Source organism: Streptomyces sp. NPDC041940, from assembly GCF_055589465.1.
The window spans coordinates 1-13,327 of the sequence record NZ_JBVJBP010000032.1 but is presented as its reverse complement, the minus strand read 5'-3'; the positions used below and the strand labels follow the sequence as shown (position 1 = coordinate 13,327).

Here is a 13,327-nt window from a genome sequence, read left to right as displayed (position 1 = left end):
ACGACGCAGAACACGAGAGTAGGGGCGGATCGGTGGCGGACATCGAGGAAGCACGCAAGCAGTTCGAGCGGATCGATACGGACGGCGACGGATACATCACCGCTGCCGAGTTCAAGACCGCCCTGGCCCGGTCGGGTGACTGGAACGTCACCGAGTCCGTCGCCGAGGTCGTCATCAAGACCCGCGACCTCGACGGCGACAAGCAGCTGAGCTTCGACGAGTTCTGGTCCTACCTGAACAAGTAGTCGCCCGCTGCCGGAGGCGCTCCGCTTCCTGAACGAAGGGGCCCGGTCCGACCCAGGTCGGACCGGGCCCCTCGTCATGCCCCGCGAGCCGCACGCACGCTCCAGCGGCCGTCCCGCCGGTCAGGCGTCCTCGGCCCATCTCCGCAGCGCCGCCTTGCTCTCGAAGTCGGCCACGTTCTTGTCCAGCGGGTCGTCGGTGTACTGGTGGAAGCGCCACTTCGCCTTGATGCGGGGCTTGCCCGCGGAGACGTAGTCGGCGATCCACAGGCCGTCGCCCGCGTAGGAGGTCTTGTCGACGGTCAGCCAGAAGTTCCGGTTGCAGTAGAGCACCACCTGGTTGTTCGGCCGGAGGTCCTTCAGCTTGCGGATGAACAGGTCCTTCTCCGCGTTGCTCGCGTGCGTGCCGTTGCTGGTCGTCTCCCAGTCGACGGCGAGGATGTCGCCCGCCCGGTCCGGGGCCTTGCCGACGAAGTACTCGGCCTGGGCGGTGAGGTTGCCGGGCCACAGGAAGTGGTAGAAGCCGACGACCAGTCCGGCGTCACGCGCCCGCTTCGTCTGGGCGGCGAGCTTGGGGTTGACGTAGGAACGCCCCTCGGTCGCCTTGACGAAGACGAAGGAGAGGCCGTCGGTGCCGTAGGAGGAGGACTGGTAGGCGCTCACGTCGATGCCGCGCAGCATGGGGGCTCCCTCTGGTGCGGGTGGGGCTGAAGTTCCCTTGGTTCGGGGGTTGTTGTTATGCCCCGAGACGGCGGCGGTACGCCGGGCGCGAGGAGGCTCGCGGCCCGGCGGTGGTGAACGCCGGTCGGTTTCAGGAGGTGGGGGAGGGAGCGGGGGCGCGGGTCGCGTCGTCGGCGGGGACGGCCTCGCGGTCGTCGAGGGAGACGTGCTTGGTCTCCTTGCCGAGCAGGAGCGCGATCAGCGTCAGCACGGCCATCGCCGAGAGGTAGACGCCGACCAGCCACGGCGAGCCGTCCCCGGCCTCCCACAGCGCCACGGCGATGAACGGGGCGACCGCCGCCCCGAGGATCGAGCTGACGTTGTACGCGATGCCGGAGCCGGTGTAGCGGACGCTGGTCGGGAACAGCTCGGGCAGGAGCGCGCCCATCGGGCCGAACGTCATGCCCATGAGGGTGAAGCCCAGGACGAGCCACAGCACCACGCCGAGCGTGCCGAGGTCGATCAGCGGCACCCAGACCAGTCCGAAGACCAGGATCGCGGCGGTGATCCAGATCAGGGTCGTGCGCCGCCCGTACCGGTCCGCGAGCGGACCGGAGATCAGGGTGAACGCGGCGAAGAACAGCACACCGAAGATCATCATGAGCACGAACGTGGTGTAGTCGTACCCCAGTCCGGGCACGGCGGCGTCCTTCGCGGTGCGTCCGTAGCTCAGCGAGAACGTGGTCATCAGGTAGAAGAGCACGTAGGTCGCCAGCATGATGAAGGTGCCCAGGACCAGCTGCTTCCCGTGGCCGCGCACCACGGTGACGAGCGGCAGCCGCCGCACCCCGCCGGACTCGCGGGTCTTGGCGAAGACCGCCGACTCGACGAGCCGGGAGCGCACCCACAGGCCGATCGCAACCATCACGGCGGAGAACAGGAACGGGATGCGCCAGCCCCAGCTGACGAAGGCGTCCGAGGGCTGCGAGGGGTCGGCGCCCGCCGCGGACGGCAGCAGCGCGCCGATGACCAGGAACAGGCCGTTGCCGATGATGAAGCCGAGCGGGGCGCCCAGCTGCGGGAAGGTGCCGTACAGGGCGCGCTTGCCGCTGGGGGCGTTTTCGGTCGCCACCAGGGCGGCGCCGCTCCACTCGCCGCCGAGCGCGAACCCCTGCGCGAGCCGCATCAGCACGAGCAGCGCGGTGGCCACCCAGCCGGCCTGGGCGTAGGTGGGCAGGACGCCGATGAGGAACGTGGCGATGCCCATGGTCAGGAGCGAGACGACGAGCGTCTTCTTGCGGCCGAGCCGGTCACCGAGGTGCCCGAAGACGACGGCGCCGATCGGGCGGGCCACCATCGCGGCGCCGAAGACCGCGAAGGACGACAGCAGCGCGGTCGTCGGGTCGCTGCTCGGGAAGAAGAGCTGGGGGAAGACGAGTACCGCGGCGGTCGCGTAGATGTAGAAGTCGTAGAACTCGATCGTCGTGCCCATGAGGCTGGCGACGAGGACGCGGGACCGCGGGTTGACGGGCGTCGGGGCAGTGGCTGGGGCGGGCATCGATCGGTCCTTCACGCATGAAACATGGACCCTGCAACGATGTCAGCCATCTCGTTTTTCGGTATCGACTTCCCGCATGGTGAGACGCCTGTGGGTACGGCGCTCAGCACTCGATGATGTTCACCGCCAGCCCGCCCCGGGCCGTCTCCTTGTACTTCACCGACATGTCGGCGCCGGTGTCCTTCATCGTCTTGATGACCTTGTCGAGGGAGACCTTGTGGGAGCCGTCGCCGCGCATGGCCATGCGGGCGGCGGTGACGGCCTTGACCGCGGCCATGCCGTTGCGTTCGATGCACGGGATCTGGACCAGCCCGCCGACCGGGTCGCAGGTGAGGCCGAGGTTGTGCTCCATGCCGATCTCGGCGGCGTTCTCGACCTGCTCCGGTGAGCCGCCGAGGACCTCGGCCAGGGCGCCCGCGGCCATCGAGCAGGCGGAGCCGACCTCGCCCTGGCAGCCGACCTCGGCGCCGGAGATGGAGGCGTTCTCCTTGAACAGCATGCCGATCGCGCCCGCGGCGAGCAGGAAGCGGACCACGCCCTCCTCGTCGGCGCCGGGCACGAAGTTGACGTAGTAGTGCAGGACCGCGGGGATGATGCCGGCCGCGCCGTTGGTGGGGGCGGTGACGACCCGGCCGCCTGCCGCGTTCTCCTCGTTGACCGCCATCGCGTAGAGGGTGATCCACTCCATGGAGAGGGCCAGCGGGTCGCCCTCGGAGCGGAGCTTGCGCGCGGTGTTCGCGGCGCGGCGGCGCACCTTGAGGCCGCCCGGCAGGATGCCCTCGCGGGACATGCCGCGCGCGACGCAGGCCTCCATCACCCGCCAGATCTCCAGCAGGCCGGCCCGGATCTCCTCCTCGGTGCGCCAGGCGCGCTCGTTCTCCAGCATCAGCGCCGAGATGGACAGGCCCGTCTCCTGGGCCAGGCGCAGCAGCTCGTCGCCCGTGCGGAACGGGTACTTCAGGGCGGTGTCGTCGAGCTTGATGCGGTCCGCGCCGACGGCCTCCTCGTCGACGACGAAGCCGCCGCCGACCGAGTAGTAGGTCTTCGTCAGCAGCTCCGCGCCCGAGGCGTCGTACGCCCACAGGGTCATGCCGTTCGCGTGGTACGGGAGGGCCTTGCGGCGGTGCAGGACCATGTCGTCGTCGAAGGAGAACGCGATCTCGTGCTCGCCCAGCAGATTCAGCCGGCCGTCGGTCTTGATCGCCTCGACCCGGTCGTCGGCCTTCTCCACGTCGACCGTGCGGGGCGAGTCGCCCTCCAGGCCGAGCAGGACCGCCTTGGGCGTGCCGTGGCCGTGGCCGGTGGCGCCGAGCGAGCCGTACAGCTCGGCACGGACGGAGCCGACCGACTCCAGCAGCTCTTCGTTGCGCAGCCGCCGGGCGAACAGGCCGGCCGCGCGCATCGGGCCGACCGTGTGGGAGCTGGACGGGCCGATGCCGATCGAGAACAGGTCGAAGACCGAGATGGCCACGGGAACTCCTGACTACGGGGGTGGTGCAGTGGGGCCGGGCGCCGCGACCGCTTGTGGCGGGCACGGCGCCCTGAAAGGTTTCTTCGTTACTTGTGAGGTGTTGCTTGTGCAGGTGTTGCTGTGCAGGCGTTACTTGTGCAGGCGTTACTTGTTCAGGCCCGGGTACAGCGGGTGCTTGTCGGCCAGGGCCTTCACCCGGGCCTTCAGGGCGTCCGCTTCGTAGGACGGCTTCAGCGTCTCGGCGATGACGTCCGCGACCTCCGCGAAGTCCTCGGCCGTGAAGCCCCGGGTCGCCAGGGCCGGCGTGCCGATCCGCAGACCGGACGTCACCATCGGCGGGCGCGGGTCGTTCGGGATCGCGTTGCGGTTGACCGTGATGCCCACCTCGTGGAGGCGGTCCTCGGCCTGCTGTCCGTCCAGCTCCGAGTGGCGCAGGTCGACCAGGACCAGGTGCACGTCCGTGCCGCCGGACAGGACGTCCACGCCCACGGCCCGGACGTCGTCCTTCACCAGACGCTCGGCCAGGATGCGGGCACCCTCCAGCGTACGGCGCTGGCGCTCCTTGAAGTCCTCGGAGGCCGCGACCTTGAACGAGACCGCCTTGGCCGCGATCACATGCTCCAGCGGACCGCCCTGCTGACCGGGGAAGACAGCGGAGTTGATCTTCTTGGCCAGCTCGGCCGTGGAGAGGATCACACCGCCGCGCGGGCCGCCCAGCGTCTTGTGGGTGGTCGTGGTCACCACGTGCGCGTGCGGCACGGGGTTCGGGTGCAGGCCCGCCGCCACCAGCCCGGCGAAGTGCGCCATGTCGACCATCAGGTACGCGCCGACCTCGTCCGCGATCCGGCGGAACTCGGCGAAGTCCAGCTGCCGCGGGTAGGCGGACCAGCCTGCGACGATCAGCTTCGGCCGGGACTCCTTCGCCAGCCGCTCGACCTCGGCCATGTCGACCCGGCCGTCGTCGCCGACGTGGTAGGCGACGACGTCGTAGAGCTTGCCGGAGAAGTTGATCTTCATGCCGTGGGTCAGGTGCCCGCCGTGCGCGAGATTCAGACCCATGATGGTGTCGCCCGGCTTGAGCAGCGCGAACATCGCGGCGGCGTTGGCCTGGGCACCGGAGTGCGGCTGGACGTTGGCGTGCTCGGCGCCGAACAGCTCCTTGACCCGGTCGATCGCGATCTGCTCGACCACGTCGACGTGTTCGCAGCCGCCGTAGTAGCGGCGGCCAGGGTAGCCCTCGGCGTACTTGTTGGTGAGGACCGAGCCCTGCGCCTCCATGACCGCGACCGGGGCGAAGTTCTCCGAGGCGATCATCTCGAGCGTGGACTGCTGCCGGTGCAGCTCGGCGTCGACCGCGGCGGCGACGGCCGGGTCGAACTCGTGCAGGGATGTGTTCAGGACGGACATACGGCTATGACTCCTCAGCCGGCGGAGAAGGCGGTGTACTCGTCGGCGGAGAGCAGGTCGCCCGGCTCGTCCGTGACGCGCACCTTGAACAGCCAGCCGCCCTCGAAGGGGGCCGAGTTCACCAGGGACGGGTCGTTCACGACGTCCTCGTTGACCTCGGTGACCTCACCGGAGACCGGGGAGTAGAGGTCGGACACGGACTTGGTCGACTCCAGCTCGCCGCAGGTCTCGCCCGCGGACACGGCGTCACCGACCTCGGGGAGCTGGACGAAGACGACGTCGCCGAGCGCGTTCGCGGCGTGCTCCGTGATGCCGATCGTCGAGATGCCGTCCTCGGCGCCCGACAGCCACTCGTGTTCCTTGCTGTACCGCAGCTCTATGGGGTTGCTCATGGCCTGGATTCTCCTGTACGCGCGGGAGTGCTGATGAATGCTGACGAAGGAAACCGCTGGTGAGCGGGGGTGAGACGCCCGGGACCGCTGTGGCGGCCCGCGGCCGGTGTCCGCTTCCGGCGCTTGGCCGGTCTCTACTTCTGGCGCTTGTAGAACGGCAGCGCCACGACCTCGTACGGCTCGTGACTGCCCCGGATGTCGACGGCCACACCGGGTGTGCCGGGCGCCGCGTGCGCGGGGTCGACGTACGCCATCGCGATCGGCTTGCCGAGCGTGGGGGAGGGGGCGCCGGAGGTGACCTCGCCGATCACCTCGCCGCCGGTGACGACCGGGTACCCGGCGCGCGGGACCCTACGGCCCTCGGCGACGAGTCCGACCAGGACGCGGGGCGGGTTCTGCTCGGCGCGTGCGGCGGCCTCGGTCAGGGCCTCGCGGCCGACGAAGTCGCCCTCCTTCTCGAACTTCACCACCCGGCCGAGCCCGGCGTCGAAGGGCGTCAGGGAGGTGCTCAGCTCGTGCCCGTACAGCGGCATGCCCGCCTCCAGGCGCAGCGTGTCGCGGCAGGACAGCCCGCACGGGACCAGGCCGGCGCCCTCGCCCGCCTTGGTCAGGGCCTGCCACAGCTCGACGGCGTGCTCCGGCTTCACGAACAGCTCGAAGCCGTCCTCGCCGGTGTACCCGGTGCGGGCGATGAGGGCCGGGACGCCCGCGACCGTGCCGGGCAGACCGGCGTAGTACTTCAGGCCGTCGAGGTCGGCGTCGGTCAGGGACTTCAGGATCCCCGGGGACTCCGGGCCCTGTACGGCGAGCAGCGCGTAGGCGTCCCGGTCGTCGCGCACCTCGGCGTCGAAGCCGGCGGAACGTTCCACCAGCGCGTCCAGGACCACCTGGGCGTTGGAGGCGTTGGCGACGACCATGTACTCCTGCTCGGCCAGCCGGTAGACGATCAGGTCGTCGAGGATGCCGCCGTCGGCCTGGCAGATCATGGTGTAGCGGGCGCGGCCGGGCTTGACCCCGCCGATGTTGCCGACCAGCGCGTGGTCGAGGAGGGCGGCGGCCTCCGGCCCCGTGACGGTGATCTCGCCCATGTGGGAGAGGTCGAACAGCCCGGCCTTCGTACGCACGGCGTTGTGCTCGTCGCGCTCGGAGCCGTAGCGCAGGGGCATGTCCCAGCCGGCGAAGTCGGTCATCGTCGCGCCGAGCGCACGATGCAGGGCATCGAGCGCGGTGTGGCGGAGTTCTCCTGTACTGCTACTGCTCATCGGTCGTTGTCTCCCAGGCATGACGGCGAGGTCGTTCCTCCCCATCTGTCATCGGAACCTGAGAGGTTCGCCATGACCGCGCGGGTCAACGGCTTGCACCTTGGGTGGGGCCACGCGGCTTCCCGGACTCCGGAGAAGGCTGCGGCCCGCTTTTCAGATGTGCCTCGCCCGCGCGGTAACGGGGCCTGAGAGATTCAAGGGAGGGACTTGCTCCTTCGGCGCCCCAGCGTCGGACGGTGCTGGGGACTCTCCCGCGCGGATTCAAACGGCCGGTATGCAGTTGGCGGGCACATCATTGCACGCATTGTCGCGGGGTGGCAGGGGGACCACCCTGTAGCAGGGATGTTGCAGGAAGAGGACTAAATCCAGAGACATCGGGCATTACCTTCTCTTTACACTCGGCGGGCATGGGACTCCGTACCTGGCCCCAGGGGAGGACGATCACGGTGAACAGGACCACCGCGTACGCCACGACGTCGGGCATCGCGCTGCCCGAGCAGCCGACCGCTCCGGCGCGTGCGGCCTGCGGCCCGCAGCCGGTGCCGGTCGTCCGCGATCTGCGCGAGCGCGCCGGCCGCGGTCCGCACGCGCTGCTGTTCGGCCCCCGCGACATCGTCGTGGTCACGGGCCTGCCCGGCAGCGGCAAGTCCACGCTGATGCGGCGCACCGTGCCGGGCCGGCGCATCGACTCCCAGGACACCCGCGACCACTGGGCCCGCCGTATGCCGCGTGCCCTGCCGTACGCGGTCTACCGTCCGCTCGTCCGCCTCGCCCACTACGCCGGGCTGCGCCGCGCCCTGCGCGGGGGCGAGGCCGTCGTCGTGCACGACTGCGGCACACAGGCCTGGGTCCGCCGCTGGCTGGCCCGCGAGGCCCGCCGCCGGGGCGGCACGCTCCACCTGCTGATGCTCGACGTCACCCCCGAGCAGGCCCTGGCCGGCCAGCGCGACCGAGGCCGCGGCGTCTCGCGGTACGCGTTCCTGCGCCACCGCGCGGCCACCACCCGGCTGCTCCGCGAGGTCGAACGGGGCGAACTGCCCACCGGCTGCGGCTCAGCGATCCTCGCCGACCGCGACGCGGCGAACACCCTGCACCGCATCGGCTTCGTCGGCTGACCACCCAGACCGGCGGGCGGGTGCTTCTGGGCCCGGCTGTCCCCGGCCTGTGAGCCGGTGTTCATGGGGCGGTCGGGCGTGGCCCGTGAGCCGTGTTCGTGGGGCAGGGGCTCCCGGCCCGGGAGGGGTGTCCGCGGTTCGTGGTTCACGGGGTGGCCGTCCGTCGTTCCCGAGCCGCTAGCCTTTGAGCCACAGCAGTGGTTTCAGGCAGGCGGTAGGCAGATGGACTTCCCGGCGGACTTCTCCGCGGACTTCCCGGCGCAGACGCAGACCCACCCGCACGGCGGATGGCCCGGCAACGAGCTGGAGGAGGTGCTCTCGGCCTCCCTCGGCGCCGGCCCCTCGGCCGGCGGGCGGATCGTCGAGGTGCTCGGCCGGAGTTTCGTGTGGATCCCGCTGCCCAGCGGCGGCGGCCCGCAGAGCGGCCCCCTCGACCTCCCCGGCATCGAGATCGACGGCCAGGCGTACGTGCCGGTGTTCAGCTCCGAGGAGCAGTTCCGCCAGGTCGTCGGCTCGCACATGTCGTACACCATCGCGCCGGCCGTGGAGTTCGCCCGCGGTCTGCCCCCGCACGCGGGGATGGCCATCAACCCGGGCGGCGTCGTCGGCATCCCGCTCCCGCCGCCGGCCGTGGCCGAGCTGTGCCGGGCCGGCCGGACCCCGCTGGACGGCCCCGCGAGCGGCGGCCGGGTCCGCCTCTTCGAGCCCGACTGGCAGGACGACCCGGTGGACTTCCTCGCCGCCGCCTCCGCCGAGTTCGAGGCGATCGGCGTCGTCGTCACCGCCCGTCGCTGCCTCGCCGCGATCGAGACCGCCGACCCGGTGATGTTCGTCGGCGTCGAACTCTCCCAGTGGGAAGGCGACCTGCGCGCCCTCCCGCTGGACGCCCTCACCCGCGCCGTCACCGCCGCCCCGGCCCCCTGGCCGGTCAACCTGGTGCTTCTGGACGTGGCGGAGGACCCGGTCGGCGAGTGGATGCGAAACAGGGTCCGGCCCTTCTATCAGCGGTAGGGCAACGCACTGAGGGGCGCGGGCTGTGACACCATGCGGCTCCGCCGCGTGGGCGCGACAAGCCACAGACGGACCCGCACCCGCCGGACGAGGGCAAGTCCCTAGTCGGTGGGCGGGCTTAAGCTAGGTCACGGTCGAGGCGTTGTACGAAGGGGCGGTAAAGGTGAGCGCGAGCGGCACGGCCGCGGCCGGACAGGTCGAGCACATGCTGCGCCAGGTCACGCCCGGGCGTTATGACGCCTATGAGGCCCTCCTGCGCGCGCTCGCGACCCCGCACAGCGGCCAGATCTGGATGCTGCTGTGGCACGGCCAGGCCGGATCCCCCGACGCCCAGTACGGAAACATGGAGGTCGAGGGCCACGGCTACGCCCCCTGTGTGACCTCCGCGCAGGAGCTCTCGGCCAGCGGCTGGAACCGCAGTTACGAGGTCGTCGACGGCATCGACGTGGCCCGCGCCCTCTACCCCGACCGCTACGGCCTCTGGCTCAACCCGCACGCCCCCGGCGGCGGCGTCGGCATCCCCTGGCTCGACCTGCGCCGCATCGCCACGGGCCTGGACCGCCAGCCCGCCGGACCCCTGCGGCTGTCCGAACCGGCCATCGAGATCCCGCAGTTCTACGCCCTGCTCGCGCAGAACGCCCACCGCACCCCGGCCGTCCGCTCGCTGCGCCGCGCCTGGGTCCAACCCGCGCTCGGGGCGCCGTACCTCGCCATCGGACTCGACGTCTACGACACCTCGCCGCCGGCCGTGGACGCGGTGCGCGCGATGATGCAGCAGTCCCTCGGCGCGGTACCGGACGGACTGCCCGTGTCGACCGTCGCGATGTCCGACGAGCACGACCCGGTCGCCATGTGGCTGCGCTCCGGCGCACGCCCCTTCTACGACCGTGAGGCCCACGCCACCGCCCCCGTCCAGGCCCCCGCCTCGGGCTACGGGTACCCCCCTGCCCAGGGCAGGTACTGACCCGCACCGGATCTCGCGAAGCCGTTCCGGAACGCGACAGCCGCTCAACTCTCCGCGCGTAGATAAGGGTGAAAAGGGCATCGCTGTCCTAATATGCCCCTGTCGCAGCGTGTCCGACCCCTGCTACCCGTTGTCCGGATAACGGAACCCCGCAGACAGCATCACGTTTACGCATCCTTTCATCGCCAAGTCTGGCAACAGATCGCCAAAGCGTTGAAGACTCCCGGCAAGACACGGGCCGGGTCGGTCTCGTGTACGAGACAAACAAACCGCTACAGCGGCAGCCAGGGGCTCGGCGATCGCCGGGTCGAGAGGGGTCAATCGCACCGTGACCGCACCGATCGAGACCACCGGGGCGGAAGCCGGAGCACAGCCCGAGGCCGTGCTCGCCGGGGTCAAGAAGAGCCAGATCGAGGGGCGCTCGCTCACCCAGATCGCCTGGATGCGCTTCAAGCGGGACAAGGTGGCGATGGCGGGAGGCGTCGTCGTCATCCTGCTCGTCCTGATGGCGATCCTCTCCAAGCCGATCCAGTGGATCTTCAACCTCGATCCCGACAAGTTCAACCAGGACCTCATCGACCCCGCGCTGCTCGCACCCAAGGGCGGCTGGGGAGGCATGAGTTGGGACCACCCGCTCGGCGTGGACCCCCAGTACGGCCGGGACATGCTCGCCCGCATCATCGACGGCTCCTGGGTCTCCCTGCTGGTCGCGGGCGGCGCCACGCTGCTGTCCGTGTGCATCGGCACCGTGCTCGGTGTCGTCGCCGGCTACTACGGCGGCTGGATCGACAGCGTCATCAGCCGGATGATGGACACCTTCCTCGCGTTCCCGCTGCTGCTGTTCGCCATCTCCATCTCGGCAGCGGTGCAGGACGGCTTCTTCGGTCTCGACGGCCTGTCCCTGCGCATCTGCGTGCTGATCTTCGTGATCGGCTTCTTCAGCTGGCCGTACATCGGACGCATCGTGCGGGCGCAGACCATGACCCTGCGCAAGCGGGAGTTCATCGAGGCGGCCACCAGCCTCGGAGCACGCGGTCCGTACGTCCTGTTCCGGGAACTGCTCCCCAACCTCGTCGCGCCGATCATCGTCTACTCGACGCTGATCATCCCGACGAACATCCTCTTCGAGGCCGCGCTGAGCTTCCTCGGTGTCGGCATCGCTCCGCCGCAGGCCTCCTGGGGCGGCATGCTCAGCAACGCTGTGGATCTCTACACGGCTGATCCGCAGTACATGTTCGTGCCCGGACTGGCGATCTTCATCACCGTCCTGGCCTTCAACCTGCTGGGTGACGGGCTGCGTGACGCCCTCGACCCTCGCAGCAAGTGATCCATCGAATGAGGGGGCTTCCTCAGGTGAAGACGAGAAGGGTGACCGCCGGCGTTGCGTCGGTCCTGGCACTGTCGCTGGGTGCTGCCGCGTGCGGCGGCGGAGGCGACGACAACGACGGGGGAGGCAGCGGCAAGAAGGACGCCGCGCTGAACTCGATCGTCAACGCGTCGGACAAGAAGGGCGGGACGGTCTCGTACGAGCACTCGGACGTGCCCGACTCGCTCGACCCGGGCAACACGTACTACGGCTGGGTGCAGAACTTCTCCCGCCTCTACGGCAGAACGCTCACCACGTTCAAACCGGCGGCGGGCAAGGACGGCCTGGAGGTCGTGCCGGACCTCGCCGAGGGCCTCGGCAAGTCCAGCACGGACGCCAAGACCTGGACGTACAAGCTGCGTACGGGTGTGAAGTTCCAGGACGGCACCCCGGTGACGTCCAAGGACGTGAAGTACGCCATCGAGCGTTCCAACTTCGCGCCCGAGGCGCTGTCCAACGGCCCGACGTACTTCAAGGCGTACCTGGACGGCGGCGACAAGTACAAGGGCCCCTACAAGGACAAGTCCGCCGAGGGCATCAAGTCCATCGAGACGCCGGACGACCAGACGATCGTCTTCAAGCTGAAGCAGCCGTTCGCCGACTTCGACTACCTGGCGACGTTCTCGCAGACGGCCCCGGTGCAGCAGTCCAAGGACACCGGCGCGAAGTACGTGCAGGCCATCCAGTCCACGGGCCCCTACCAGTTCCAGTCATACGCCGAGGGCCGCAGTGCCACCCTCGTGCGCAACAAGCAGTGGGACGCCAAGACGGACCCGATCCGCAAGGCCCTGCCGGACAAGATCACCATCAAGTTCAAGGTCAACCCGGTCACGGTCGACAAGGACCTGATCGCCGACAAGATCACGGCTGACGCGGCCGGCACCGGTGTGCAGCCGCAGACCCAGCCGACGGTGCTGCGCGGCAAGCTCGCCGCCCAGACGGACGGCTCCTACGCGGGCGCCACGCAGTACATCGCGCTCAACGTGAACGTGAAGCCGTTCGACAACGCCGACTGCCGCAAGGCCGTGCAGTGGGGCCTCGACAAGCAGTCGGTTCTCGACGCCATGGGCGGTTCGCCGAAGGGCGATGTGGCGACCACGCTGCTGCCGCCGTCGGTCAACGGCTACACCAAGTTCGACACCTACGCGACCGAGGGTCACAAGGGTGACGTGGCCAAGGCCAAGGCGGCGCTGAAGGCGTGCGGCAAGCCGAACGGCTTCGACACGATCCTGACGGCCCGTTCCGACCGGCCCGCCGAGATCGCGCAGGCCACGGCCGTCCAGGCGTCGCTGAAGAAGATCGGCATCAACGTCGAGATCAAGCAGTTCCCCTCCGGCAAGTACTTCTCCAACTTCGCCGGTGTCCCGAGCTACGTCCACGACAAGAAGCTCGGCATGCTCTCGATGGCGTGGGGCGCCGACTGGCCGACCGGCTACGGCTTCCTCGACCAGATCATCAACGGCGCTGCCATCAAGCCCTCGGGCGGCAACAACCTGATGGAGCTGGACGACCCGAAGATCAACAAGGCTCTGACGGACGCGATCGCCAACACCGACGACGCGGCCCGCACCAAGGCCTGGGGTGACATCGACAAGATGGTGCTCGACAACGCCTCGGTCGTTCCCGTCATCTACCGCAAGAACCTGCTGCTCAGGCCGAAGTCCGCGGCCAACGTCACGGTGACGCAGGCCTACCTCGGCATGTACGACTACCTGCTGATGAGCTCCGCGAAGTAAGTCAGCAGGCCGGATCCTTTCGAAAGGCAGGTGAAGGCACCGGGTGGGGGGGGGGGGGGGGGGGGGGGGGGGGGGGGGGGGGGGGGGGGGGGGGGGGGGGGGGGGGGGCGCCGGTGGTAGTGGGTGGGGGGGGGTGGGTTTTT

The 13,327-nt window shown here is 69.6% G+C and carries 12 protein-coding genes and 2 riboswitches; of the genes, 6 read left to right on the top strand and 6 right to left on the bottom strand.

The window, feature by feature from the left end; genetic code table 11:
* Positions 1-32 precede the first annotated feature (32 nt).
* The gene (locus tag ACZ6I3_RS36625; protein ID WP_469420663.1) at positions 33-245 is read left to right on the top strand and encodes an EF-hand domain-containing protein; all 213 of its coding nucleotides are present in this window, start codon (positions 33-35) and stop codon (positions 243-245) included.
* 120 nt (positions 246-365) lie between these two features.
* Here ACZ6I3_RS36625 and ACZ6I3_RS36620 read toward each other — a convergent pair whose 3' ends face one another.
* From ACZ6I3_RS36620 to gcvT, 6 genes are all read right to left on the bottom strand, one after another.
* A complete protein-coding gene (locus tag ACZ6I3_RS36620) occupies positions 366-923 on the bottom strand; it encodes a glycoside hydrolase family 25 protein (protein ID WP_469420662.1) in 558 nt (185 codons plus the stop codon).
* Positions 924-1,053: 130 nt separating this feature from the next.
* Positions 1,054-2,460, bottom strand: a complete 1,407-nt coding sequence (locus ACZ6I3_RS36615; RefSeq protein WP_469420661.1) for an MFS transporter — start codon at positions 2,458-2,460, stop codon at positions 1,054-1,056.
* 103 nt (positions 2,461-2,563) lie between these two features.
* Positions 2,564-3,931 carry an L-serine ammonia-lyase gene (locus ACZ6I3_RS36610; protein WP_469420660.1) on the bottom strand — a complete coding sequence of 456 codons (1,368 nt, stop codon included), beginning with the start codon at positions 3,929-3,931 and terminating at the stop codon, positions 2,564-2,566.
* Positions 3,932-4,075: 144 nt separating this feature from the next.
* Positions 4,076-5,338: a serine hydroxymethyltransferase gene (gene glyA / locus ACZ6I3_RS36605; RefSeq protein WP_469420659.1), complete on the bottom strand. Its 1,263-nt coding sequence runs from the start codon at positions 5,336-5,338 to the stop codon at positions 4,076-4,078.
* Positions 5,339-5,352: 14 nt separating this feature from the next.
* Positions 5,353-5,730, bottom strand: coding sequence for a glycine cleavage system protein GcvH (gcvH, locus tag ACZ6I3_RS36600; protein WP_469420658.1), 378 nt, complete (start codon positions 5,728-5,730; stop codon positions 5,353-5,355).
* A 134-nt stretch (positions 5,731-5,864) separates the two neighbouring features.
* Positions 5,865-6,992 carry a glycine cleavage system aminomethyltransferase GcvT gene (gcvT, locus tag ACZ6I3_RS36595; protein WP_469420657.1) on the bottom strand — a complete coding sequence of 376 codons (1,128 nt, stop codon included), beginning with the start codon at positions 6,990-6,992 and terminating at the stop codon, positions 5,865-5,867.
* A 35-nt stretch (positions 6,993-7,027) separates the two neighbouring features.
* A riboswitch (glycine riboswitch) is annotated at positions 7,028-7,154 on the bottom strand.
* Between the two features lies 1 nt (position 7,155).
* A riboswitch (glycine riboswitch) is annotated at positions 7,156-7,256 on the bottom strand.
* Between the two features lie 182 nt (positions 7,257-7,438).
* Between gcvT and ACZ6I3_RS36590 the strand changes: the two genes are divergently transcribed.
* The 5 genes from ACZ6I3_RS36590 to ACZ6I3_RS36570 all read left to right on the top strand — a co-directional run bounded on the left by ACZ6I3_RS36590 (position 7,439) and on the right by ACZ6I3_RS36570 (position 13,184).
* Positions 7,439-8,107: an AAA family ATPase gene (locus ACZ6I3_RS36590; protein WP_469420711.1), complete on the top strand. Its 669-nt coding sequence runs from the start codon at positions 7,439-7,441 to the stop codon at positions 8,105-8,107.
* Positions 8,108-8,329: 222 nt separating this feature from the next.
* Entirely contained in the window at positions 8,330-9,118 is a 789-nt protein-coding gene (locus ACZ6I3_RS36585; protein WP_469420656.1) for an enhanced serine sensitivity protein SseB, read from the top strand.
* Positions 9,119-9,281: 163 nt separating this feature from the next.
* Positions 9,282-10,082, top strand: a complete 801-nt coding sequence (locus tag ACZ6I3_RS36580; RefSeq protein WP_469420655.1) for an enhanced serine sensitivity protein SseB C-terminal domain-containing protein — start codon at positions 9,282-9,284, stop codon at positions 10,080-10,082.
* 328 nt (positions 10,083-10,410) lie between these two features.
* Complete coding sequence (locus ACZ6I3_RS36575) at positions 10,411-11,409, top strand: ABC transporter permease (RefSeq protein ID WP_469420653.1); 999 nt, start codon at positions 10,411-10,413, stop codon at positions 11,407-11,409.
* Between the two features lie 8 nt (positions 11,410-11,417).
* On the top strand, positions 11,418-13,184 hold the full coding sequence (locus tag ACZ6I3_RS36570; protein WP_469420651.1) for an ABC transporter substrate-binding protein: 1,767 nt from the start codon (positions 11,418-11,420) through the stop codon (positions 13,182-13,184).
* Positions 13,185-13,327 lie beyond the last annotated feature (143 nt).

Coding starts and splice junctions, on each gene's coding strand:
- ACZ6I3_RS36620 (WP_469420662.1), bottom strand. CDS start 923: ATGCTGCGCGGCATCGACGTGAGCGCCTACCAGTCCTCCTCCTACGGC.
- ACZ6I3_RS36615 (WP_469420661.1), bottom strand. CDS start 2,460: ATGCCCGCCCCAGCCACTGCCCCGACGCCCGTCAACCCGCGGTCCCGC.
- glyA (WP_469420659.1), bottom strand. CDS start 5,338: ATGTCCGTCCTGAACACATCCCTGCACGAGTTCGACCCGGCCGTCGCC.
- gcvH (WP_469420658.1), bottom strand. CDS start 5,730: ATGAGCAACCCCATAGAGCTGCGGTACAGCAAGGAACACGAGTGGCTG.
- gcvT (WP_469420657.1), bottom strand. CDS start 6,992: ATGAGCAGTAGCAGTACAGGAGAACTCCGCCACACCGCGCTCGATGCC.
- ACZ6I3_RS36585 (WP_469420656.1), top strand. CDS start 8,330: ATGGACTTCCCGGCGGACTTCTCCGCGGACTTCCCGGCGCAGACGCAG.
- ACZ6I3_RS36570 (WP_469420651.1), top strand. CDS start 11,418: ATGAGGGGGCTTCCTCAGGTGAAGACGAGAAGGGTGACCGCCGGCGTT.